This window comes from Bacillus sp. DX3.1, from assembly GCF_030292155.1.
Classification (GTDB): Bacteria; Bacillota; Bacilli; order Bacillales; family Bacillaceae_G; genus Bacillus_A.
This window is the reverse complement of sequence record NZ_CP128153.1, coordinates 1,643,989-1,669,421: the sequence shown is the minus strand read 5'-3', so window position 1 is coordinate 1,669,421 and position 25,433 is coordinate 1,643,989. Positions and strand designations below refer to the sequence as shown.

Annotated in this window: 23 protein-coding genes and 1 pseudogene; 6 read left to right on the top strand and 18 right to left on the bottom strand. The window is 36.2% G+C overall.

Annotation, left to right across the window (positions count from 1 at the left end; all coding sequences use genetic code 11):
* Positions 1 to 346: 346 nt before the first annotated feature.
* Complete coding sequence (locus tag QRE67_RS08375; RefSeq protein WP_286124429.1) at positions 347 to 2,677, bottom strand: glycerophosphodiester phosphodiesterase family protein; 2,331 nt, start codon at positions 2,675 to 2,677, stop codon at positions 347 to 349.
* 174 nt (positions 2,678 to 2,851) lie between these two features.
* Here QRE67_RS08375 and QRE67_RS08370 point away from each other — a divergent pair, with 174 nt between their 5' ends.
* Positions 2,852 to 3,487, top strand: coding sequence for a formylglycine-generating enzyme family protein (locus QRE67_RS08370; protein ID WP_286124428.1), 636 nt, complete (start codon positions 2,852 to 2,854; stop codon positions 3,485 to 3,487).
* A gap of 630 nt (positions 3,488 to 4,117) precedes the next feature.
* Here the strand turns inward: QRE67_RS08370 and QRE67_RS08365 are convergent.
* Complete coding sequence (locus tag QRE67_RS08365) at positions 4,118 to 4,624, bottom strand: GNAT family N-acetyltransferase (protein ID WP_286124427.1); 507 nt, start codon at positions 4,622 to 4,624, stop codon at positions 4,118 to 4,120.
* 620 nt (positions 4,625 to 5,244) lie between these two features.
* Here QRE67_RS08365 and QRE67_RS08360 point away from each other — a divergent pair.
* Entirely contained in the window at positions 5,245 to 5,682 is a 438-nt protein-coding gene (locus QRE67_RS08360) for a GNAT family N-acetyltransferase (protein ID WP_286124426.1), read from the top strand.
* 331 nt (positions 5,683 to 6,013) lie between these two features.
* On the opposite strand, the gene QRE67_RS08355 is transcribed toward QRE67_RS08360, so the two are convergent.
* The 8 genes from QRE67_RS08355 to QRE67_RS08320 form a co-directional block, all read right to left on the bottom strand.
* Positions 6,014 to 7,489 (bottom strand): protein adenylyltransferase SelO, encoded by a 1,476-nt coding sequence (locus tag QRE67_RS08355; RefSeq protein WP_286124425.1) that lies wholly within the window; start codon positions 7,487 to 7,489, stop codon positions 6,014 to 6,016.
* Positions 7,490 to 8,085: 596 nt separating this feature from the next.
* Positions 8,086 to 8,607, bottom strand: a complete 522-nt coding sequence (locus QRE67_RS08350; RefSeq protein ID WP_286124424.1) for a DinB family protein — start codon at positions 8,605 to 8,607, stop codon at positions 8,086 to 8,088.
* A 534-nt stretch (positions 8,608 to 9,141) separates the two neighbouring features.
* On the bottom strand, positions 9,142 to 10,353 hold the full coding sequence (locus QRE67_RS08345) for a phospholipase D-like domain-containing protein (protein ID WP_286124423.1): 1,212 nt from the start codon (positions 10,351 to 10,353) through the stop codon (positions 9,142 to 9,144).
* A 121-nt stretch (positions 10,354 to 10,474) separates the two neighbouring features.
* Positions 10,475 to 11,620, bottom strand: coding sequence for an ABC transporter permease (locus QRE67_RS08340; RefSeq protein WP_286124422.1), 1,146 nt, complete (start codon positions 11,618 to 11,620; stop codon positions 10,475 to 10,477).
* A 1-nt stretch (position 11,621) separates the two neighbouring features.
* Positions 11,622 to 12,731: an ABC transporter permease gene (locus QRE67_RS08335; protein ID WP_286124421.1), complete on the bottom strand. Its 1,110-nt coding sequence runs from the start codon at positions 12,729 to 12,731 to the stop codon at positions 11,622 to 11,624.
* A 30-nt stretch (positions 12,732 to 12,761) separates the two neighbouring features.
* Complete coding sequence (locus QRE67_RS08330; RefSeq protein ID WP_286124420.1) at positions 12,762 to 13,700, bottom strand: ABC transporter ATP-binding protein; 939 nt, start codon at positions 13,698 to 13,700, stop codon at positions 12,762 to 12,764.
* A gap of 134 nt (positions 13,701 to 13,834) precedes the next feature.
* Positions 13,835 to 14,938, bottom strand: a complete 1,104-nt coding sequence (locus tag QRE67_RS08325; protein WP_286124419.1) for a sensor histidine kinase — start codon at positions 14,936 to 14,938, stop codon at positions 13,835 to 13,837.
* A gap of 4 nt (positions 14,939 to 14,942) precedes the next feature.
* Positions 14,943 to 15,581 (bottom strand): response regulator transcription factor, encoded by a 639-nt coding sequence (locus QRE67_RS08320; protein WP_286125220.1) that lies wholly within the window; start codon positions 15,579 to 15,581, stop codon positions 14,943 to 14,945.
* Between the two features lie 232 nt (positions 15,582 to 15,813).
* On the opposite strand from QRE67_RS08320, the gene QRE67_RS08315 reads away from it, so the two are divergent.
* Genes QRE67_RS08315 through QRE67_RS08300 form a run of 4 tightly spaced genes read left to right on the top strand, consistent with a single transcriptional unit; the run spans position 15,814 to position 18,842 of the window.
* Positions 15,814 to 16,359: an RNA polymerase sigma factor gene (locus tag QRE67_RS08315; RefSeq protein WP_286125219.1), complete on the top strand. Its 546-nt coding sequence runs from the start codon at positions 15,814 to 15,816 to the stop codon at positions 16,357 to 16,359.
* Entirely contained in the window at positions 16,356 to 16,826 is a 471-nt protein-coding gene (locus QRE67_RS08310; RefSeq protein WP_286124418.1) for an anti-sigma factor, read from the top strand. The genes QRE67_RS08315 and QRE67_RS08310 overlap by 4 nt, the downstream gene beginning before the upstream one ends.
* Positions 16,819 to 17,889, top strand: coding sequence for a hypothetical protein (locus tag QRE67_RS08305; RefSeq protein WP_286124417.1), 1,071 nt, complete (start codon positions 16,819 to 16,821; stop codon positions 17,887 to 17,889). The genes QRE67_RS08310 and QRE67_RS08305 overlap by 8 nt, the downstream gene beginning before the upstream one ends.
* On the top strand, positions 17,886 to 18,842 hold the full coding sequence (locus tag QRE67_RS08300; RefSeq protein ID WP_286124416.1) for an exosporium protein E: 957 nt from the start codon (positions 17,886 to 17,888) through the stop codon (positions 18,840 to 18,842). The genes QRE67_RS08305 and QRE67_RS08300 overlap by 4 nt, the downstream gene beginning before the upstream one ends.
* A 244-nt stretch (positions 18,843 to 19,086) precedes the next feature.
* Here the strand turns inward: QRE67_RS08300 and QRE67_RS08295 are convergent, their stop codons facing one another.
* The 8 genes and pseudogenes from QRE67_RS08295 to QRE67_RS08260 all read right to left on the bottom strand — a co-directional run bounded on the left by QRE67_RS08295 (position 19,087) and on the right by QRE67_RS08260 (position 25,142).
* The gene (locus QRE67_RS08295) at positions 19,087 to 20,334 is read right to left on the bottom strand and encodes a DUF445 domain-containing protein (protein ID WP_286124415.1); all 1,248 of its coding nucleotides are present in this window, start codon (positions 20,332 to 20,334) and stop codon (positions 19,087 to 19,089) included.
* A 579-nt stretch (positions 20,335 to 20,913) separates the two neighbouring features.
* Positions 20,914 to 21,117: pseudogene (locus QRE67_RS08290) on the bottom strand (potassium-transporting ATPase subunit KdpA); the annotation flags it as partial.
* Positions 21,118 to 21,195: 78 nt separating this feature from the next.
* Complete coding sequence (locus tag QRE67_RS08285; protein WP_286124414.1) at positions 21,196 to 21,624, bottom strand: DUF3995 domain-containing protein; 429 nt, start codon at positions 21,622 to 21,624, stop codon at positions 21,196 to 21,198.
* A gap of 243 nt (positions 21,625 to 21,867) precedes the next feature.
* A complete protein-coding gene (locus tag QRE67_RS08280) occupies positions 21,868 to 22,551 on the bottom strand; it encodes a diacylglyceryl transferase (RefSeq protein WP_286125218.1) in 684 nt (227 codons plus the stop codon).
* Positions 22,552 to 22,568: 17 nt separating this feature from the next.
* Positions 22,569 to 23,123 (bottom strand): TlpA family protein disulfide reductase, encoded by a 555-nt coding sequence (locus QRE67_RS08275; RefSeq protein WP_286124413.1) that lies wholly within the window; start codon positions 23,121 to 23,123, stop codon positions 22,569 to 22,571.
* An 18-nt stretch (positions 23,124 to 23,141) separates the two neighbouring features.
* The gene (locus QRE67_RS08270) at positions 23,142 to 23,855 is read right to left on the bottom strand and encodes a cytochrome c biogenesis CcdA family protein (RefSeq protein WP_286124412.1); all 714 of its coding nucleotides are present in this window, start codon (positions 23,853 to 23,855) and stop codon (positions 23,142 to 23,144) included.
* A 56-nt stretch (positions 23,856 to 23,911) separates the two neighbouring features.
* Positions 23,912 to 24,724, bottom strand: a complete 813-nt coding sequence (locus tag QRE67_RS08265; protein WP_286124411.1) for a M56 family metallopeptidase — start codon at positions 24,722 to 24,724, stop codon at positions 23,912 to 23,914.
* A 4-nt stretch (positions 24,725 to 24,728) separates the two neighbouring features.
* Positions 24,729 to 25,142 carry a BlaI/MecI/CopY family transcriptional regulator gene (locus QRE67_RS08260; protein ID WP_286124410.1) on the bottom strand — a complete coding sequence of 138 codons (414 nt, stop codon included), beginning with the start codon at positions 25,140 to 25,142 and terminating at the stop codon, positions 24,729 to 24,731.
* Positions 25,143 to 25,433 lie beyond the last annotated feature (291 nt).

Here is a 25,433-nt window from a genome sequence, read left to right as displayed (position 1 = left end):
AAAAAGAAAGAGCTTGTTTTATGATTAAAACAAGCTCTTAATATATTCAATTGAATCATTCTGTAGATTTGAAATAATGTTTGATCAAAAATACCTCGCAAACCCATATTTTACGATAAATAAAAGGAATCCATTTTGAAAAAAGATTGATCAAAATGGATTCTTATCCAGCAAATTTAATTTTGGGTTTTGTAAAAAAGTTTGATCATTTCTGTGATCCTTCTTCAATTTAGTTTTTTCAAATTCACATTATATTTGCACAAGAGCCTCTTGGCAAGGATACAAAAATAGATCGATAGCTATAAAATGCCCCTCCGTTTGAAAGAGGGACATTTATCTATACTTTTCATTCTGTAACAGTTACTTCAATCGGCTCAGCTACAATATGCCATTCCTTCTCGAGCATTTGGAAAGTATGCATCGCAAATACATTCACTGTTCCGGGCTTCAATGCTTGAATGGTACTGCCTTCAATTTTCACTTTATCTTCTCCGCTGTTCATAAAGATAGTAGTCGGAATCTTCTCTCTTATGTCCCCACGATAGTTCACTTTGGATTTTATGTGTATAGTCGCTGTTTTTCCGACTTTCAGGTTCACTTTTTTGTTCGGGATTTCCAAACGAATCGGCGCATCCGTCAGCCACTGCATGTAGTCCGTGATCGGTCCGACAACGCCGTTCTGCAAGGCTTGTCCAAACGGATCCTCGTCCCTGAACGTCCAATGCATATTCAGAAATCCGCGCTGACGCATATATTGGATCAATTCCGGATACAGGCTACCGTAGCTTGCATTCAATGTCGCGTTCATGCTGGCGCCGTACTGCATCATCTGCTGGGCCTTCTTTAGCTTGCCGTCTAGTGTGGAAGGAGGGCTAGCGGAGTAAAGATAGCCGGTTCCGACTTCACGGTTGAGACTGCGAACGTTTCTAATATGGTTGGCATCAAAGCTTTGAATCACTACGTTATCAATCATTCCAGCTTTCTCAATTTCCTGCATCACCTGCTTCTCGATACCACTCGCCTTAAGCTCGACAAGTAGGACCACATCTTTCCCCTTAAAATCATTCAAAAACTCTTCAAAGGTAGGCACCTTTTCACCTTGGAATTCGGGACTGAACTTGATACCGGCATCCAATGCACGAATCTGTTCAAGCGTTAAATCCTTTACATAGCCCGTGCCGTTCGTTGTCCGATCCACATTATAGTCATGCATAATGACCAGCTTGCCGTCCTTCGTCATCTGCACGTCCGTCTCAATCATATCCGCACCTAATTCATAAGCCTTTCGATAGGAAGCAATCGTATTTTCAGGCGCAAGGGAAGGTACGCCACGATGTGCCGCGACGACCGGACGCTGCACAAGTGTATTCTCTGGATATTGTCCCAACGCTTCAATGGAGGCTTCAGGTTTCCCTGTCACAATGCCGTCCACTCCAAGATGAATGAGCGTATGAGCGGCTTGCACATCCTCTGCGCCACTTCCCCAAACGGAAATTGCGCGGCTATGTAAATAATGAACCGCATCAGGGCTCAGATTTTTTTGCGGCATTACCGCAACCATCGCATCGCTTTCATGAATGTCACGCACGAAAGCGGCCATATCATTCTTATTGAAGGATGACTTGGTGTAACGAAGGGCACCGCGAGCCGTTTTAATGAAGCCGCGCATTTCTTTCACGATGGCGGGATTGCTGGATAAAATCTGAAAATCCTGCGTCTGTGTTTCTTTCATGATATTCGCGAGACCTTCAATATCCACATGTTCTTCCACCTGAACAACCGGAATGAATTTGCCTTTTATGTTTTCTAGAGCTTTTTCAATAGGAGCTCCGTCAACAGCCCATTGCCCCTGCACGTTCCGCTTTGCCTGCAGGAGAACCGAAGATGCTCCTTCTTGTGCAACAGATTGCGAAATAATCGTAGGCGGGTTCACGATATTCGTTTTTGCTTCTTTCGGAAGAAAAGCGTTCGTTTTCGCTAAAGGAGGAAGTGCATTCGGATATTCATTCACCTTTACATTATCGAATTGAACCGTCGTACCATTCGCTTGAAAGCCAACATCCCCGTTTGCCCATTTCCCGGCTTGATCCGTATCAATCACAAGCTGCCCATTGATGAACTGTTGAACACGATTGCCGCTTGCGATCACTTTGATATGATATGTCTTATTGAAAGCCATATTTTCCGGATAAAAATTCGTTTCCGGCACGACCCACTGATTGCTTTCATTCCGCATGGCGAACTCCAGCCCGTTCATCGCCGTAGTGCCTCTACGCATAGCGGATTGATAATACGGATAAGAATTGGGCTGTACACGATACATCAACGAAGCCCATCGGCTGTCTTCCACCGCGCTTTGAAACGTCATATCCGCTTCAAAAACGTAATTCCCTGATTGATTTCCTAAAGGAATCACTACTCTGGCAGGGGCGGTAGAAGAAGGAGAAGATAATACTAGCTTGCCGTCTACGACCTTGGCATCTCCCTGTACAAGCTTCCAGCCGGCAGGCAGTAACCCGTTGGCAATTTGGTCGAAATTCTCCTGTGTGAGAGTTTGCTCCGCGGCGCGAACCTTGGTTGAACTGTCAACCGGAGCCATCCATATACTTCCGAAAATACTTGCCGATACTAGAACAGCTGCAACCTTTTTTGATTTTCCCCTGAATTTCGATATCATTGCTAGTCTCCTTTTTATTTAGTAAAAACATTGTGGCTGATTGGCGGGTGTTCTTCTGTATTTTTAATAGATAGAGTGAGAAGAAATACATATGTTTCCTATGAAAATATTACTTGATGAAGTTAAATGTGGGATTAATGTTTTGCAAAGATATTGTAAATATATTGTAAAGATATGACAGGGGGAGAAATAGAATTAAGAGACGATAGAATAAAAAGCAAATGGAAAGCTGAAATAAGACCGTTTCTTCTTGCCCGGTATCCTGTAACTATGGATCTATACTATGCTATTACAAATAAATCACCTAATTCTTTTGAGGGAGATCTAAAACCGGTTGTGAATATTTCTTGGAATGATGCAATTTCTTTTTGTAATCTACTTTCACAGAAAGCTGGACCGAAAGAATGTTATTTTATAAGTAATGATGGTGAAAACATTATTTGTGATTGGGAATCAGACGGTTATCGACTTCCTTCAGAAGCAGAGTGGCAATATGCATGTAAAGCAGGGACTACTGGTTATAGATACGGAGAGCTTGATAAGATTGCTTGGTATAACGAAAATTCAGGAGGCAAAATCCATGAAGTAGGAAGAAAGGAACCGAATGCATGGGGGCTGTCTGATATGTTAGGGAATGTTTGGGAGTGGTGTTGGGATTTATATGATGAACAAGTGTATGGCTCCTACCGAATTTTTCGAGGAGGTAGCTGGGCTGAAGAGGCCAGGGGTTGTGGGGCTTCGTGTCGTCGTCGTAGCCATCCGTCATTTTGCATAGACGACCTTGGATTCCGTCTTGCCCAGTCTTTTTAACTTCTACAAACAAGCCAACTTTCGAGGTTTTACAGCTCAACTAACGGATAACAGGAGTGAAATAACAGAGACCAGCTACACGTGTTTGTTTAATGAGATGAAATCCAAAAAAGCGGGTTCATTCCACTTAGGAAAACCTGCTTTTTTTATTGATAAAACCTAAATAATTTTTTATTTAAGCCTTCTATAAAACAGAAAAGATCACATCTAGGATTAATATCCAGCATGTGACCCATTTTTACACGTTATCTTAACTAAGAAAATTAAAAAACGAATTTAAAAGGGTCCTTACGTTGAATACATGTACTCAACGTAAGGGCGGATTATGTAAAATGACAATAAAGTTATTTAATTTTAAAACCTAAAACACGTATAACCCCGTTCTGATTTTAAGACGGGGTTAAAATAAAATTGTTTAATTTTTGATATGAAATACTTCACTGCACTTAAAAATACAACAATAAAGTCGTTTAAATCTAAGTGTTATTGCACAATCGCGCCCGTTACCTGAATAAGAAAAAGGTACCTACTTAATTGAAAATTCGCACCCGTCCAAGAGTAAGATGATAATAATAAGGGATTATCAATTAGATATGCCTTTATTTCAATCAGAAATAACCTATGTTTAAATTAAAAAGATTTATAATAAAAAACGGTAGAATGTAGTTCTCCATTTGCAGATTTCGCATAATAAGGGATTTCCCCAGCCTGATTATAACCAATTGAAGAATAAAGAAGATTAGAAGGGTCTCCTTCTCTTGTATCGAGAACTAATAATGACCTCCCCTCCTGCTTGGCACGCTCTTCAGCTTTATTCATAAGTGAACGACCAATACCATTACGTCGATAATTAGGGTGTGTCATTAATTTTGCAATTTCAGCTCTATGACCACCGTTCTGCTTAGTACATAGCTGTAATTGTACACTTCCAACTATCTGATTGTTTATTTTAGCCACAAATAGAAGCACTTCTGGATTTAATACATTTTTCCAATATACTTCGGCATCCGAGAATTGCAATGGTGGTAAAAAGCCAATTGATGCACCATCCTCTACTACCTGTATTAGAAGTTCCGAAAGTTCATCAACCTGTTCTTCGATTGAATTAAATTGTTCAATTTTCACATTACTAACCAATATAATCACCTCAATAAATATATCTATCTTCCTCAATTAAAAAGATTTTTCAATTTATGTATATATTACTATTATCTTTGAATCGTAAATACTGAAGAACAGGCTGAATAGGCTCTCCATTTTTATCGACTAGCATATAGCGTATCTTTCCGTTCGACAAAATGACTTCTTCTACTCTCTCAATAGGCCTCCTCCCAACACTACAACAATTAATAATGTTCTTATAATCATTAGCTGTATCCAGTGAAATTCATTAATACCACATCCCCACCTTAAAATACTTTAAATACTTTGAAAAATCAATATAGTTATTCTTTATTTAAAGATAAATAAAAACCATAAACCTTACTTAAAGAACTATAAGGACTATGATTTTATTTAGTATAGTTAATACACGTATCTCGGCTGAACCCCGAGATACGTAGTTTTGAAGTTCTTGAGAGAATAGATTCATTTCATCTAAAATAGAAAAATTCATAGTAAACGCCATCCTTCCTATCCTCCTTTCATATAAATCGCACCAAAAAAGTATTTTTTTGGGATATAATAGAGTCGGAAGATGTAATATTAGAATAGCCAAAACCATTGATGCATTAATATTAATAGAGGTAGGTAATTATATGATTCGTGAAGCTGAACCAAAAGACAGTAATGTAATTGAAAATCTATATAAAAAATTAGCACCGCATAGTAAAAATATTAAGGTTTTATCAGAAAGAATTGAGCAGATAAGGAATGATTCTAATAATTTCTTATTTGTTTATGAGGAAAATTGTAAAGTTAAAGGAAGTATATTTATGACTTTTTGTCTTGATCCTGGATATCAATTTAGACCATATACCGTTCTAGAGTATGTGATTGTAGATGAAGATTTTCGAGGTAATGGAATAGGTGAAAAGTTACTAAAACATGTAGAACAAATATCAATTGCAAGGGGATCCACAAGAATTATCTTATTAAGTAGTGCAACTAGAATAGAAGCACATAAATTATTTGCTAAAAATGGTTATAACGGAACTATAAGTAAGGGTTTTAAGAAGTATATACCAATTAATTGAGTTTGATATATAAGAATCGACAGAAGACTTAACCTTACTATAGCTCATGAAATCAGTCATATTTTTTAGGATCACCTTCTAATACCTAGAAATATAAAATCTAATACAGAATTATTAATTGAAGATCATGAAGCTAATGAGTTTGCTGGTAAATTAATTATGCCTGAAAGAATGCTTTATTCCTGTAACTGAGCCTTACTAGAAAGGAAGAAATTATAAACTAAAATAATGCTACCTCAAGTAAAGGAGTAGCATTATCTTGTACGAATAGTAAAGCATGACTCAACGTAATTGTAGAAAAGCAGAAAGAACTATCCCTAATGCTTCTATATCATGTACCGCAAAAGGTTCGGTAAGGACGGGATGATTGCACAGGTAGTGTGGAGTAATCAGCCTGTTCGGAGGAGTGCGCGTAGGGGCTTGAAAGAACATCAAGAAGCCGCTCCATCACGCTGTAGTCTCCTTGTTCCACTGCGGCTTCTAGTGCAGCTTCTACCCGATGGTTCCGAGGGATTAGCGCAGGATTGCTGCTTCGCATCAACTGATGCGAGGAGTTTTTCGATTCCTGCTGCCTGCCTAGTCTTGCCTGCCACTGCTCATGCCACTGAGCAAATTCTGGGGTCTCAAACAGGACCGTATTCTCCAGCGTATCAAAAGTTAATGCACGGAAGGTATTGGTATAGTCTGCACGATATTTCTGCATCATACTGAGGAGGTCTTCAATAAGAGATTTATCCTGCACTTCTTCGTTAAATATTCCTAGTTTAGCTCTCATTCCCGCGAGCCAATTAGAGTGATACAATTTAGTAAAATGTGAAATCGCATCCTGAGCCAGATTGACAGCCTGCGTCTGATCTACATGCAACAGTGGCAATAAGGTTTCAGCAAATCGAGCGAGATTCCACTCGGCAATATGTGGCTGATTGCCATAGGCATAGCGGCCTCGAAGGTCAATGGAACTGAATACAGTTGCCGGATCATAGGTATCCATGAAGGCGCAAGGACCATAGTCAATGGTTTCTCCACTAATGGTCATGTTGTCGGTGTTCATCACTCCGTGAATAAAGCCAACCAGTTGCCATTTGGCAATCAACATCGCCTGACGCTTCATCACTTCCTGAAGTAGTGAAAGATAGCGATTCTCATTAGCTTCAATGTCTGGAAAATGGCGCTTTAGTGTATAGTCAGCCAGAACACTGAGTTCCTCAACTGTGCCCCATTTTGAAACGTATTGAAAGGTACCGACACGCAAATGACTTGCAGCTACACGGGTCAGAATTGCACCAGGTTGGTCGGTTTCACGGATTATTGACTCACCGGTTGTCACCACCGCTAGGCTGCGGGTAGTAGCAATACCAAGGGCATGCATTGCTTCGCTGATGATGTATTCGCGTAGCATTGGTCCAAGTGCCGCTCGACCATCACCCCGGCGGGAGTATGGTGTTTTACCAGAACCTTTGAGCTGAATATCAAATCTCTCATCTAGGGGAGTAATCTGCTCGCCAAGTAGCAGAGCCCGGCCGTCCCCTAACATGTTAAAATGCCCGAATTGATGCCCCCCGTAAGCTTGAGCAATAGGCAAAGCACCTTCGGGAATCCGATTGCCAGCAAACACCGCTACGCCATCTTCGCTTTGCAGCGCCTGAACGTTCAATCCCAGGGATGTTGCCAACGGATAATTGAGAATGATCAACTTCGGTGAGCGTACAGAGGTTGGGTTGTGGCTAGTAAAAAATGATTTCGGTAGACGAGCATAACTGTTGTCTAGGTTCCATCCTGTTTCTATTATTTCTTTTCTCTTTGTCATCGTATCTCCTTTTCTTCTTTTGTCTTTTTATATCCTAGTTTTTTCTTTTACATAAGACAAAAATCATATGCATTCAATCATATTTTTAATTATCTATTTCCATATCAACACAAGGCAGCCCCTTTTATTGTCTACTTCTGCCAATTTATTATACCCTTTCCACACAAAGTTGGCGCCCTTTAAATATTTTTCAGGTATGTACTGAAATCAGAGCCGTTAGGCATAAAAACATGAAAGCGAATCTCCACTGTCATTACTCCCTATATTCCTACGAGCAATACCAATTAGGCGAATTAGTACGAACAAAAATGATCCCCGGCAAAATCAACCGCGAGGGAACCACTTTTTCCTTCCATAAACTCTTCTTTTTAGGTGGGAGAGAGCATCCGCCATGCATAGAAGCGGTCAGATCCTTTTCCTGTCCAGACATAGTGAAAACAAAGAGAGAAAACGAGTGCAGGTTACCTTTTGTTATCCATAGCCGCGGCTTATATGTCGAAAAATCAAAATGGATTTATATAGATTTCTACAGAAAGTACCCGTAAGAAAAAAGCTCACTCTTCTTTATACTAGATTAAGCCCCTTTCTCTTTGCACCTAAATTAAGGAAAGATATCTTTCCTTAATAATTGACCGATGATGCAATTCATGGCCGGCAATTATATACGCTAGTGCACGCGCAGTCGTTTCATGGTTTAAAATTGTTCCCGTTCGCATCCATGCATCACTCGGAATACTTGCAAACAATGAACAAGTACACTGACGAACAATTGAAAAATTTAAAGTGATGTCTTCAAGCCTCATTCGATTAAACTCTGCATTCATCACAAATACATCTTTATCAAACGACGGCAATGTTGTCCTATCTCCACGAGCAGCTACCAGGAGGTGATAGCTCATCACCCTTTCAATATCTGCCATGTGCCCAACCACTTCCTTTAGACTCCATTTCCCCTCTTCATATCGATACTCTCCTTGTTCTTTAGAAACATTTCTTAACAAATCATTCGTTTCCTCTTGTTGTTTCTTTAGAATATCAAGTAAATTCCCATCAGGCACAAGTTCTATGTACTTCTCCGCATATGGATTATATTCACTCGTTTGCGGTCGCTTAAGCATAATAATCGCCTCCATACGATCTATATCTTTCAAAAAAGTTAGAAACCCTATCGCTTCATCTGTCTAACACCGTTCCACACTTTGCACAAATATGTGTCCGAATACCTTGTAATAATTTAAAAGCTACTTTTTACCCTTAGCATTTCTTTCAAAAAGATGAAGAATACCAAACATCCCAATAAATAATATGAGACCTACAGTAAGTAGATACATATAGTTTTTAGACATCACTCCCCATTCTACCAACTTATTTAATACATACAGTACTAGAAATGCATAGATAATAACTGTTACAAACTTTAATTTATTTTTCATCTTTCAAAGTTAAGCCAGCTATTACGGCTCCCTTTCTCTACAAAATGTTATTTATTCATAACAAAATAGTAGCAAACGCAAAAAGGTAAGTCTACCAAAAAATAACAAAATAATAAACTACCCTAAAGAGACACCTCCATTCCCCCACTATTCATGCTGGATAAACAAAAGAGATGCGGCATCATACCGCATCTCTTCTTAATCATTGTATCGCTAATCCTATAAATAATAATTAAGCAACCCTGCTATTTTTTCTTTGCATCGGTCCAAAAAGGAAAGACCATCAAAGAATGATGACGTCATTTCTTTTGAATCATGAAAATCTTGCGCTAATGCTTCATTCACTTGCCTAACAATGGGACCACCCTTTATATAGAAATTCATCTCATCATTTAAATAAAAGCTTCGCGAAGTGAAATTTGTTGTACCCATAACTGTTGTTTCATTGTCAATCACTATCGCTTTTCCGTGGAACATTCCTTTTTTATAACCGTATACGGATATGTTATTTTCAATAGCTTGACGAATGTAAGGATATGCCGCTTCTTTTATTAGCGGAATATCCGGCTTAAAAGACCAGAGCACTTTAACGAAAACACCACGCTGTCGCGCTTGAATTAAAGCATTCATAAGTGCTTTATCTTTTGGTATAAAATATGGTGTAGCAATCACAATGGATTGTTTTGCTTCATTTATTAATTCAATATACTTTGTAACAACATGATGACCATTATAAGCAGACAGTGTATGTAACGTTTTCCCTGGTACAGTATGTTGAGAGGCTCGTGTTATTCCTTCAGAAGTATCTCGTTTCCAATCTAATACAAACTGTTCCTCTAAATCTTTCACACCCTCTCCTTGTAAGCGCACTTGATAATCTCGCCAATATCCAAATCGGCGGTCCTTCCCTAAATATTCATTACCTATATTAAAGCCGCCGCTATACCCTATCTTCCCATCTATCGTTGTAATACGACGGTGATTACGATGATGTAGGGAATAGAAAAAGAACGGAAATTCAGGTTTTCTACTATATGTAAAATGAACGCCACTTGCTTTCAATTCATTTTTAAGTTTTCTTTCGAAAGACAAATCATTAATCCAGTCGACTGATAAGTATACTTTCACACCTTCTTCCGCCTTTTCTTTCAACAACTTTAAGAAGGAGTGGCTACTTTTATCATCGGAAATAATATAGAAATAAGTGAAAATTGAATGTTTCGCCTCTTTTATATCAGAAAACAGCTGCTGATATAGCGGTTTCCCCTCCACATATAATTGAAAGTCACTATAATGCTGTCCATATTCTTTCGGTTGATTTTTCTCAACTTCCACTTTTCTCCCTATTGTTACATCAATATGCATCCAAATAACAATGAGAATTACTATGCTAATTATAATAGAAATGACACGTAGTATCTTTTTCACCATTTACTTTTCCTTCCGCACAAAATAGTTGTCTTCACCTAGTATTTCAATAGCAGTTATATTTTATGAACAGCATACAAAAGGGATGTAGCTTTATGCCACATCCCTTTTGTAAAAATATCGTTTAAATAAAATTCCTCGCATCATTATTACGCCCAAATTTGTAAATTGCAATTAAGAAAAAGGCGATTGCAAAGGCAAATAAAATCAAAATATTTAAATACAAATCTGCAAAATGTGTACCTTGCTGTAATTTCCCTATCGTATCTAATAACCAACGCTGAGGAAGAAAATCAGCTATTTTTTGCACAGACGCTGGCATAATTTCAAATGAAAAGAAGCATCCGGCAAGCAAACATGTTGGTGTAATAATGATATTTTGCATTGCATTTGCAGAAGTTCCGTTTTTCGCAAAAGATACAATTGCTAACGATAAACCAATTGCAATTAAGCCAAATATCATCAGTACTCCAATCATAACAATCAAAGGCATATTTGTATCAATATGAAATACATTGGTCATAAATAATACTGTTACAACAATTTGTACGATTAAAATAAGCATATTAACAACAACATTAGATAATATATATTTCTTTCCATCTATCGGTGCTGATAATAATCGGAAGTACGTTCTGTTCTCTTTTTCTTTCAAAATTAGTTCTGAAAAATTCACCGCTGAAAATAACATAAACATAATGAGGTAACCAACTGTTTGATTCGTCATATCTTTATTTTTCGAAGTATCATTAAGCGTATGGGCTGTTAACTTGAATGAATTTTTTTGATAACCTGCATACATTTTATCAAATGTACTTTGATCATTTTGTGCTACTTTACTAATTGCAGTTATATTATCAATGTAATTATACAAATAAGATTTTATAAAACTTGTGATTTGAACACCTTTAATCGAGGAAATTTGAATATGACTCGGTTTACCATCTCGAACACTTTCTGAAAAACCTGAATCTAACGTAATAACTCCATCAAGCTTTTTCGAGGCAAGCTTCTCTTCTATTTCTGATGCTTGAATTTTACTCACTTTTACATGATTTAATCCTTCTATAAATTTCACCGTATCGTTTGCTATATAATGATTTTCATTATTTACAACCCCAATGTTTAATGTCCCTTGCCCTGCATTTCCATATATCAGAAAAGAAATTAGCGATCCTGCTATCGGTAAGCCAATAATAATGAGCAACCCTTTTTTATTTTTCAAAAGTACCGATAATGTTTTTTGTATGAGCCATAAAATATCTTTCATGCTATAGCCCCTCCCGTCGACGTAATGCGATAATCGCAATCAATAAAAACAGTGCTGAAATTCCAAGATTTAAAGAAATCACAGGGAGTGCTGCTCCTAAATCATTCGCATAAATAATTTTCATAATCGCTGTATTTGCCCATGTTAATGGTGATAGATTTGTAAGCATATTTTCTTCGAATACAAAATATGCTCCTCCAAAAATAGAGGCCAATTGTACAACAACCATAATAACTGCTTTAGAAGCCTCACCTGTTTTCGTAATATATCCTATCCCTAAACCAAAGCTAATTGCGAGTAATACTTCTGTCAGTAAAATAAGAAAGACTACTCCAAGATGATCACCCCAATTTGCCTTATACACAAACTTACTAAAGAAAACAACAAGAAGCAGACAAAGCCCATTTGCTACAAGGCTACCAAGTATTTTTCCTATGAAAATTTCTGCTTTACTAACAGGTGCGGCAATTAAACGATCTCCCGTTTTTCGTAATCGCTCTCCGCGAATAAGATAACTCGCTCCCATCGCCCCATACAAGGCAATCATTGTCGTCATCGCAATTGCATAATAATCCATAGAACTTGGTTTTTTAGCAGCTTGTAAAGATGTCTCTTTTATATAATCATCATGATTTCCACTTGCAATAACTGTGCTAACTTTCCCAGAATCTACTTTCGCAACTTCCACCGCTACGTTGTACTTATCGACAAATGTAGTAAGCATCCCCTCAACGATACTTCCTTCAATACTATTCCGATCACTCTCATATAACTTCACGCCATTTTGATTCATTTCTACATAGCCGGCATACTTATTTTGTTTCACTTCTTCTTTCCCATCTACATCCTTTGCTGCTTTTTTAAAGTGAATGCCCGATTTACCTGTTTCCTTTATCAATGTTTCAAAAGCCTGAGAGAACTTACCACCTGCTTCATCTTTGTATAACACCTGTATATTTTTAATAGAAAGATTGTCACTATTAAATGCATTTGTTAAAGCTGTTCCCAAAATGAGCATAAGCACAACCGGGAATGCTAACATAAAAACTAACGTTCTTATGTCTCGAAAGTCCCTTTTAATTTGCATTATAGCAATATTGAAGATGTTCAATTGATGAACCTCCCTTTTCTTAATAGAACTTTATTTATCTCGTAAGTTTCTTCCTGTCAATGTAAGAAATACTGTTTCTAAGTTAGGTGCCTGCTCTTCTAATGAACGAATCTCTATATCATGATTAATAAAATGTTGAATAATTTTATTTAAATTATTCACTCCTGTATCAGAATTTACTTTAATGACGTTTTCTTCAATTTGAACAGCTTTCACACCATTAATTTCTTTTAATTTAGTCACATCCATATTTTCAACTGACTTCACTTCAATCCAAATATCTTTTGTATCTGTAATGATAGATTTTAGTTGTTCTTTCGTGCCCTCCGCAATTACCTTACCATGATCCACAATTGCAATTTTTGTACAAATCTCTTCTACTTCTTCCATGTAGTGACTTGTATAAATAATCGTACTTCCCATTTCATTTAATTTTCGCACAGATTGGAGAATGTAGTTTCTTGACTGTGGATCAATCCCTACTGTCGGCTCATCCATAATAATTAACTTAGGACGATGCGCAATAGCACAAGCAATGTTAAGTCTTCGCTTCATTCCACCAGAGAAATTTTTCGGATAGCTTTTATGTTTATCACTGAGTCCTACAAACTGCAATGCTTCTTCTACTCTCGCTTTCAATTCAGCTCCCCGTAGTCCATACAATCCTGCAAAGAATTTCACATTTTCATAGGCAGTTAACTCCTCGTAAATTGCTAAATCTTGCGGAACAATACCTATATTCATCTTTGCAAATCGGCTATGTTTCTTTGTACTTTTTCCCAGTATGTTAATTTCACCTTCATTACTTCGCAACAACCCAGCAATCATATTAATTGTTGTACTTTTACCAGCACCATTCGAACCTAAAAATCCAAATATTTCTCCTTGTTTAATAGCTAAAGATATATTATCTACTGCGATGAAGTCACCAAATTTTTTCGTTAAGTTTTTTATTTCTAATGCGTTCATCATTTCACCCCTATTTCGGTTTCTCTGCTGTTATTATAAACAAAAAAAATGAACCTGCTCAGTGCAGAAGTTCATTCTTTTCACATGAGAATATTCACTTTTTTCATATGAGATCCTTCATCTCACTCATTTCCTTATTGAATCGGTAATAACATTGTTACCGAAAAACCACTTGTACCATCTACAATAATCTTCCCATTAATGGATGCAGTTCGTTCCTCCATTCCAATAATACCGAGGCCTTTCTTAACGAAATGCGCTCCTTTTCCATTGTCCTTCACTTGTACCTTCACCACCTTGTTAAGCACATGAATCTCTATTGAAATCACCGTCGCATCAGCGTATTTCATCGCATTTGTTAACGTCTCCATGACATTTTCACCAATGATCTTCCATTGAATTGGAGAAATCGCATCTAAATTCCCTTTATACACAAACGGAATTTTTATATCATGTTTTGTTCCAAATTCATCTATGAATAATTTCATGCGATGAATCCCAATTTGCTCAGTTGGTGGTTTCATATTCTTGAGTGTAATTCTAATACTTTCAATACCATCTTTCGAAATATGAATCGCATTTTGAAGTAATTCTTCAGCTTTATCTTTATCTACTCCGAGCAATCTTTTTGCCGCTTCCATTTGAATAAGCGCTCCTGTTATAGAATGACCAATCTTATCATGAATTTCTTGTGATAATCGATTTCGTTCTTCTAATTTAAAGGTGTATTCAGATTGTCTTATGTATTCTTTATTTTCATTTAAGCTCTTTGTGAGCCTTTGCATATTTTTTCGCATCGTGTCGTTTTGCATTTCAAGCTTTAATAACCTTGCTGTATACAGGTTGGCCATTGTAAAAATAAGAAAACCGAATGTAGCAATTAGCCCATATGTCATTTGAACACTTTCATCAATAAACATAATAGGAAGAATCATAATTAAAAAGATCAGCCATTTTTCATTTATGTAATAAGATACTATTTCATATAAGTTCATAGGTAAAAATAAAATTAATAACGAATGAATTTGTCCCGTAAAAAGAATTGTAATGAAAATCGATACGCCTATTATTGTCTTCTTGAAGACATCTTTTTTTAAAATAGAAATTGTCACGTTTACACAAAGATACAAAAGTAAAGCAAATATAACCCATGGTAAATTTGTAACATTCGAGTGAACGTAACTGAACACAATATACATGAAAACAATTAGTTTACTCAATATCATCCAAAATTCCATATTTCTAGTCCACTTTTCCTGTTAAATAGTAAATTGCGATTTGCGTACGATGCTCAAGTCCCGTTTTACCAAGAATTGACGTAATGTAGTTCGCAATTGTCCCTTCTGATATAAAAAGCTGTTTTGAAATTTCTTTATTAGAAAATCCTTTTGCAATAAGAGCGATAATACCAAGTTCTCTTTCTGTGAACATATTTTTATCTATTTTGAGCTCTGCTTCTTTATTTTCAAGTAAGTTTGACTTAATTTTATCTAGCACCACATCTTGCATGACAGTATGTCCGTTATAAACGCTTTTTATCGCATCGCGGATTCGTTCCGGATCGTTATTTTTTAATAGATAACCTTTTGCCCCGTTTTTCACTGCATCCAAAATATATTCATCATCATCAAATGTAGTTAAGATCAACGGTTTTGTTTTTGTTTGCTCACAAATTAATTTCGTAGCTTCCACACCATTCATATTTGGCATACGAACATCTAACAGCGCAATATCCACCTCATATTTTTTACAATAATCTAGAGCTTCTTGACCATCATTTACCGTTGCTAGTACTTCAAATTCTTCGTATGTACTTAATATAATTTTCATGCCCTCTCTAATAAAAGAGTTATCATCCGCTATCATTATTTTTATTTTCATGTTTGTTAGTATAGGTATTCCCTTACTAACATTCACATCCTTTCCTCTTTTAACTTTTTCTATGGCTCATTATATAATTCTCCAAGTCATTTTTATACTTTTTCATTTAGTGTTTTCTTTCCAAAATATATCTTTATTTTAATTTATATTATTCTTTTTTAAAATATGTGTAGGGTGACGAAATAGTTTATACGTCTATATAATAGAATACACCTAAAAGGAGGGAGAGACGATTGAAGAGAAACTATTAATTGAAAAAGCAAAGCAAGGAAATGAACATGCTTTTCGTATCCTCGTTGAAACATATCGCCATTATATTTTTCACGTTATCTTTTCTATTTTGAGGCATCAAGAGGATGCGCAAGATGTTACGCAAGAAGTATTCGTAAAAATTTATGCTTCTCTCCCTAATTATCAATTTCGTGGATTGAAAACGTGGATGACGCGGATTGCTACTAATCATGCTATTGATTATAAGAGAAAACAAGCAAGACAAAAAGAAGAGCTTCCCTTGTTAGCCGAAGCAAAGGAAAACATAAAATCCTCGGAAAATATCGAAGCCTTAATACTTACGAAAGAACAAAAATCATTAATTGAGAAAAAAATGAGAGAACTTCCCGAAAACTATCGCGATGTCGTCTATGCTCATTATTTAGAGGAAAAAAGTTATCAAGACATTGCTACTCAGCAAAAGGCCGAAGTCAAAACAATCGAAATGAAACTTTATCGTGCAAGAAAGTGGATTAAAAAACATTGGAAGGAGGAAGATTTCTTATGACACATTTTTCAAAAGAAACTTGGCATAATTACGTACTAGACCTTTTATCAGATGAAGAACGAAATTTAGCTGAACAACACTTATATGAATGTGACCTTTGCTTAACACATTATATGGAAATCATTGAAGAACAAAATGAAAACCTTCCAATGATGCATGAGGATTCATTTACAGATGAGGTCATGAAACAAATCACATTTAAAAATGTTGAACTTGAAGAAAAAGAGAATAGCAAAAAGCAGACAAAACGTCTAAAAAGTACGTTCATTCATTACATAATTGCCACTGCAGCTACATTAATCTTTATGGCGAGTGGTTTATTCCATTATATTTTTATGATGACTTTAAATTTTGAACAATCTTCAAAGCAAAGTGAAGTTCCCATTTCAAAACAATTCTTAGACAAAACTATAAACGTTACGAAAAAAATTGATTCAAAAACGAACGGAGGTTCAAAACATGAATAAAAATCCATTTTTAGCATTAGTTCTAGGATTGATTCCTGGTATCGGTCATTTGTATTTAAATCGAATCGGACGCTTTATTATATATGCTGGTGGCTCTTTATTAGCACTCGTTGCCGGAGCAGGACTTTCTCTTCTTTCAGGGAATCATAGTCTTATTTTCCCAGGTATATTTTTATCAGTATTTATTTGGATTATAAATATAATTGATCTCATTATTTCTATAATCAATCAATCATGGAAGAAAGACAAAACAAACAATCAAGAATCAGGGCGAGAAAGTGAACGATTTTACATCATTCTCTTATCCATCATCCCTGGTCTTGGACATTTTCAATTAGGACTTATGCAACGAGGTCTTACATTTTTAATCGGTTTCACTGGACTTGGTAGCATGATTATATTCGTCACACTCTTAACACATGAAGAAGGCTTTCTCGTCTTTCTTGCTGCCTTACCTGTTTTTTGGATTTATAATTTTTTCGATGCCGTTCAGCTGTTACAGAAAAAAGAACATGGGGAAACGTTAGTCGATCGTACGATTTTTGAAGACTTTGAAGAACATCGAGAAAACGGAAAGAAAAGCAAAACCCTCACTTCCATATTAGCAATCTTTCCAGGAGCAGGTCATATGTATTTAGGTTTACAACGGCGCGGTCTTCAACTCATGATTGCATTTTTATTTGCTATTTATATTCTCGATGTACTTAGACTTTCAGCTTTCTTATTTCTAGTACCCATAATATGGTTTTACAGCTTTTTCGATACGTTGCAACAAGCCTCTAAATATGGAAAAGAAGAGCTACAAGATACCCCTATTGTTGATTATTTAATTAATCATCAAAAATGGGTTGGAATTGGGCTACTAGCATTAGGCTGCTATTTCATACTTGATCGCATGTTTATTCCTATTTTTGATGAATATTTCACTGTAATGTTCAACATTCATCTCAGTGATTGGTACTATAATTATTTCCAAACATCTGTTGTTTCCCTGCTATTAATCGGTGGAGGCTTTAAGTTACTATTAGGAAGTAAAGCAGAAAAAGGAGAGTCTAAAAAATGAGAAGATGGCGCGTAGGAACAATATCAATGGGAATTTCTATCATTTCATTAGGCTGTTTTTTATTATTTTCAATTATAAGCGGAATGCAAGTATTTGATAGTTTTACAGCTTGGTGGCCCCTCATTTTCATTGTACTTGGCATTGAAATTTTACTATATGTTTCGTTCTCAAAACAGGAACATCCTATTATTAAATACGATATATTTAGTATTTTCTTTATCGGTGTGCTGGGCACAATTGGTATTGCATTATACCTCTTGCTATCAACAGGTCTACTAGAAGAAATTCGGTATTCGATCAGCACAAACGAACAAACAAATGATATTCCAGACGTGCAGCGTAGCATTCCAGATACCATTAAAAAGATTGTCGTTGATACAAGCAATATGCCACTTACCATTGAAGGAACACAGTCTAGTGAACTCCGTCTATTTGGAACATATCAAATCGCAATGGACAAACAGGAAAAGAACAAACTGAAACAAGAAGATTTCGTTTCAATATGCACAATTGATCAAACGATGTATGTTATCCTTAAACCACTTCCTATTACAAGCAAATTCTTTGTTTCAGAACCAAAGATTACTGCAACTCTTACGCTTCCGCAAAACATAGATGTCGAAATCCGGGAATCACAAAGGGATATTACTCTTTACCCAGGTCAATTGCAAAGTAACTGGTCCATTCAAGGAAAATCAAGTGTATCGGTTTATCTCGCAAAAGATAGTGATATGACATTGTCAGCAGTGACGAATAAAAAGGAATTACAAGGAAATATGCCATGGGAACATGTAGAAGAATTAAGTAAAAACGAAGATACCCAATCAAGAGAGAAACAATACGAAGAACAGCATGAAAAATGGTATAAAGGAACTCTTAAGTTCGGAAATGGTACGCACCATTTAAATGTGCTACATACTTATAACTTAAATGTTAACGTCCTTGAAAAGTAAAATAAAGTGAAACTTTAATCAGTGGGGAGTTTCTTCATCTCCCACTGATTATTAATCTTCACCAATCGAGCTTCTTTGTTTTTTACTGAACTTTGAGACGGGGGATATTATTGCCCGCGAATGGCGGAATAAACCTTTCACATCTTTGCAACTAGTTTGTGGGATGTGAAAGGTTTTGTTTCCTATCTTTATTTGTTGATTTACTAATAAATCTGGAAGTATGACCTACTAAAGTCACACTTCATTATATAACCATTTTTAACCCTTCTAAAATCAACCCAATCATAAAACCACAAACAGCACCATTTACACGAATCCACTGCAAATCTTTTCCAACGTTATTTTCAATCATCTCAATAAGTGTTTGATCATCAAGCTTATCAAGATTTTCTTGAACAAGTTTTCCTATTTTAGAATGATTGCTTTCAACAAGATTGACAATTTGTTTTTGCAACCACTCTTCCATCTTTTGAACTGTTGCTGGGTCTTCTTTTATTTTCTTCATTTGTGATGTTAGGAACGGAAAAAGATACTTATTTGCAAACTCTTCGTTTTGAATAAAAGCCACTGCTCTCCCTTGTGCTTGTCCTAGCAATTCTGTTATTTTCTCGGCAGCATTCCAATCCGCAATCCAGTTTTCTTTCCAATTCTCTATTTCCTTTAATACCGCTTCATTTTCCTTTACACTTGTGAGTTCTTGACGAATTTTCGTTAATACAAGTTGTCTCGTACTATTATCAGTATTCTGCAAACTGCTAATATTGCTAATAATAAACTTTTGCAAAATGCTACCGATTTTTTCTTCATCAACAATATTCATAAAAGATTTAAGTGTAAACTGCAAGAAACCCTCTACTTTTATATTTTCCATCGCCTTCATACCTAAATTGCCAAGTTGATGACGGGCTTCCTCTTGTGCTGTCCATTCTTTCGCTTTAACCAGCATATAATCTAACGTTTTCTCATCATATTCCTTCTCAATCATTTGATCGACAAGTACTCGAAGTATATATCCTGTATTGATTGTATGTAAATACGTCTTTAATTCTTTTTCAACGACAGCGGCTAACTGCTTCGTATCAATTTGAAGAATCGCTTTTTCAGCAATTGTAACGATTCCTTTCTTCACAGCATCGGAATGTAGCTCTCTTTCCGCGATGTGTAACACCGTTTCTGCCAACTGCATTTCTTTTATTTTATTTGTAATGCTTTCTTTCGTAAGCCAATCATTTTCAAGTGTCGAAACGAGACCTTTTGTAATCCGTTTCCTATTTTTCGGCAGCAGTGCTGTATGCGGAATTGGTATCCCCATCGGATGACGAAATAGTGCTGTAACTGCAAACCAATCGGCAAGTCCACCTACTAATCCTGCTTCAAACCCTCCCTGTGCAAGCGCACCTATCATTGTGCCTTGGAATGGAATTGTCGCTGCAAAACCAACTCCCATCACCCCAAGTGAAATGCCGGCTAAATATTTTGACTGTATTGACATTGTATATCCACATCCTCTTATTATGTAAAGTGAAACTTTCAATATATAAGTTAATTGAAGTAATTAGACTCTCATATATAAATACAAATGAAAAAACCGACATAAAATCCTTCTTTTTAGGTGGGAGAGAGCATCCGGCCATGCATAGAAGCGGTCAGTTCCTTTTCCTGCCCCATGCCAAGTGAAAACAAAGAGAGCAAACAAGTACAGGTCACCTTTTGTTATCCATTGCCGCAGCTATATGTCGAAAAATCAAAATGGATTTATATAGATATAACCTAATTTAACTCAAAATCAAAGTCTTGTCTTCTACAAAAGCTCATATATATACTATAATGAACTACGTCAGAAATAACAAAGAAATTCATAATAAAAACGAGAGGCTTATACTCCTCTCACTTTATTACTTTATGATATATATAAATACAAATTAAAAACTGACATAAAACCCTTCTTTTTAGGTGGGAGAGAGCATCCATTCATGCATAGAAGCGGTCAGACCCTTTTCCTGCCCCATGCCAAGTGAAAACAAAGAGAGCAAACGAGTGCAGGTCACCTTTTGTTATCCATAGCCGCGGCTTATATGTCGAAAAATATAGTCAAAAATTCAGCAATTGGTCCAAGTACAAGCACTGGTAAAAATGTTAAAGCACCTACAAAAAATATCGTACCAAGTAAAATTCCTCCAAACAAATGATTATCTGTTTTGAAGATACCAACTGTCTCAGGTACAACCTTTTTTCTTTTGAGCCCAACCGCAACGACAAGCATCGTAATGAAGACGATATAATTAATTGTAAAATTCAACTATAAAAAGAATATGAAGAAAACTTCCTTTGCTAGAAGTTTTCTTCATATTCTTCAGTTACTATAAATCGCAACTACAAAAGTAAGTGCTATAAATAGACAAAGTGGGCTATATACCCACGTATCATACATCGAAAATTGCGTTCCCTTTACCTTCTTGAAAATTCCAACATACTTCCTATCACCAACTGCACGTATAAAGAAGATCACCGCCAACAAGATACAGCCCCATTTTGTTATACGACTCGCACTCCAAAAAGATATGTATCCACGCTGTGCTAATAACACAATAGCAAAAAATAGAACCGCAATCGCCACCATAAAAGTCCCCGCCTTCCGCGGAACAAAAGCATATTCTTCACTATCTTTTTTCATGGGAAGGACAACTTTACTTGCCCAAGATCCTCCAAACCCCCAGTACATATGAATGAGACTGATTAACACAAGTATGCCGGCACATAAAATAATTAGAAATGATGTCATTGTGCATTCCTCCTATTTTCGTTTTCTATCACATCTGAAAATTATATTTGTCTTCTTGCTTCACTTTTTATTTCTCTCTTTACTAATAACATCCCTTTACATTTACTATGATTCATACAATCTACAAAAGTACAGAAAAGTGATTTATTGTATGATTCCATTAAAAAAATATGATGCTCCGCCATCCATTTCTCAACAAACAAAAAGACACCGATGCATGAATAGTTCACACATCGATGTCTTTTATTTTTTCGGAAATAATACAATACCTGTACTGATCACAATAAATATGAACAACTGTTGTAAGGATAACCCTAGTAGAAATGGAATTTGTTCGCTTATCAATGAGATAAAAATATGTACGATCCCCTCTGCAATGAGAAAATAGCTTATATATTTCCCACTACCTAGCACATCTTTTTGTTTCCATAACCACCCTAGCATAAAAATGGCAATTATAATTTCATAGATGTAAATGGGATGATACAAAAACTTTGAATCATATATTCTCATACCCCATGGCATTGTCGTTCTCGTGCCAAATTGCGAGTGAAATAGAGAATATAAAATGAGGATACTTACGATTCCAAAAGGCAGTATATCTAGTAATACACGAATCGAAAAATCAGCCTTTTTACTTTTCCATACTACATATCCACTTGCGATTAAACTTCCTATTACAATATGCTTCACATCTCCGGCAGTTAGCAATGCTTGGAGCGGAGATTGAATGGTCCATCCCGGATTCAAAATTGCTGGTGCAAATTTCCATGTTACTACTATAATCATGAAACCATTCGTTACCACATCCATCATTGTTTCATGCGGAATACACTGTTTTTTCAATTTTAATTTCATCAATATAAGTCCAAGTAAGCTTCCTAATATGGGAGAAATCGGCTGTATTTTCATCATCCATTCCATCATCAATACGAGGTCTCCTTTTACTTCTCAATTAACTGCTTAAATTTCTTTTCCAACTGATCTGGAGGTAATACACCTCGTGCTTGATCGACAATGATGCCGTCTTTATCGACAAAAAATGTCGTTGGCAATGAAAATACTTTATAGTCGATTCCCGCTACTCCATCTAAATCTAGTAAAACAGGAAATTCAAATCCGAAACGCTCTGAAAATGCTTGTGCCTCTTGTACTGGATCCCCAACCGTTGCATTCACTGCAAAGATTTCAATATCTCCTCTATACTTATCATACAGTCGAACTAAGTCCGGAGCTTCCATCTCACAAGGCCCACACCATGATGCCCAAAAGTTGATGATATATGGTTTTCCTTTTGCATCATTTAACGAATGTAACTTTCCATCCAAACCTTTTAGCGTAATTTTTGGCGCTTTAAATCCTGGCTGTGGTAATACTTCTTTCTTTTGCTGAGCTGCCTGCTTTTCTTTTCGTTCCTTTTCTTCTTGTTTTGAATTGTAAAAGTTAACACCTGCCCATATAAGAGCACCAGCAAGTATTACTGCGATTAATTTTTTCAATTTCTTCTCCCCCTATTTTTAAAATCCTGTAAATCCACCAAATAAACGAATAAAGAAGGCAGTAATTTTCGTCATCTGATTCGTATAAAGTAACACCCCTGTGATGATCATCATCCCACCGCCGACTTTCATCATAACGTTCGCATATGTAACAATCCATTTTATCTTTCCAATGAAGAATGCCATAACAAAGAATGGAACCGCAAAACCAAGTGTATATGCCGTAATATATAGAAGCGCTTGATCTGGGTTTGTCGCCCCAAGCATTAATACTGCAGAGAAGATTGGCCCTACACATGGCGTCCACCCTGCTGCATATGTCATACCAACAAAAATGGAGCGTACATATCCTGTCGATTTACTTTTATAATGAATTTTCTTCTCTGACATAAGCCATTTCGGTTGAATGAGCCCAATCATAAATAAACCCATTACCACAATAAAAATACCACCAATTTGCTGGATAAGCTGCTGGTTAGAAGCAAACGTTACACCAATCCAGCTAACGGATAAGCCTAAAGCGTAAAATATAATGGAAAATCCAATCATAAAAAACAAAGTGTGCATAAGTGCCGACTTTTGCATCATGCCACGATTTTCTTTTAAATCTTGAATCGAAACCCCTGTAATATACGATAAATAAGATGGATATAGCGGCAAAGAACATGGTGATACGAATGAAAGAATCCCCGCCCCTACTACAAGCCATATCGTCAAATCTGCTGCGTTCATTATTTTCCTCCTTCACAAAACACTACAAATTGTAGTGTTTTGAGTTAAAAAAGAGGCTATATGCACTCTCCAATAATAAGTACAAATGAGATAAGAAATAGCCCCGTAGTCATATATACCGAGTTTGTATGTAGCGGCATGCTGATTTTCACGGATGACGGACTAACAATTTGCTCTATACGCAAATTGATTGCTGTCTTTGCAAACGATGCTGTTACAAACGAATTAGACACTGTTTTTATTTTGATTAGTTTTAACAATGCGCTACCTAATTCGAACGATGATTTCATTTGATCCATCGCATATTTGTCCGCTAATAATTCTTGATAGGTGTTATAACGCCGTAAAAATCCTTCCAAAACAGGAACATACATCATCCCTTCTGCTACTACTGTAAACAGAAACAATTTTAATGGATCATGATTCTTTTGATGATATTCTTCATGTAATACAATCGCATCGATCTCTTCTTCCGTAAACGATTGAAAGACACCTTCTGAAAGAACAATTTTCGGATGAATAAGTCCAATTGTGAACGCAGCAACTTCTGTTGTCTGTAACAAGTAAAGCTGTTTCTCTTTTCGAGTAATACAAATAAGATTCCGCTTTAATTTTCGACTATAGAAAAACTGCTTCCATACTCTTTTACATACAACAAATACTGTGAATAACAACAAGCCACTCATCATGATTCGAATCATTGATAATTCTTTCATATGCTGCTGTAACTCGAACAGACAAAACTGTGATAGAAAAAATGCCTTATTCGTCAAAAAAAATGGATATGTAACGTAATACACTAACATACCGAGAAAAAGGCAACTAATGACGCTTGTAAACAAAACAATTTTTCGTATTTGCCACTTCACAAGTCTAATCCTCTTTTTTCAATTGATGTAGTTTTTCTTCTAACTTTTTAATTAAAACTGGATCCGCTTGTTCAAGCTCATCTAGCATATGATTTACAACGAAATCACCAAACTCACCCATCAATTCTTGTGTCATTCTCTTCGTCTGATTCGATAAAAACTCTTCTTTTGTTTGTACAGCACGGTATACACCACTTCTTTTTACCGTTTGTTTTTGCAAGTGACCTTTTTCTACTAACCGATTCATCACAGTCATGACTGTATTAAAGTTCACCGGAGATTCCTCCGTTAACTTTTGTTGCACTTCTTTAATCGTTATGTCCGGAGAACTCCAGACAATCTCCATAATTTTTGCTTCGAGCGGTCCAAAGAAATGATTTAAGCCTTGTTCATTTAACTTATAGTTTTGTGTGAACATATTCGGCCTCCTCTCACACTACAAATTGTAGTACAAAACAAATAAAACGTCAAACATAATACGGTTCTAGTGCAAATATAGTATGATTTTGAAAAATCCATACAGATTTCTAACGGAATCGAGGTTTACGCAGTAATTCCAAATAAATGATGACAACTCATTGTGATATGTAATATTTCATATTATTTTATCTGTTTATAGTTGGGGTATTTCACTATAATTCAGTAGGTGAAACATTCCCTGATGTGTCTCCAATATGGTACAAGGAAAGACATGGAAACCCTCCCTAAG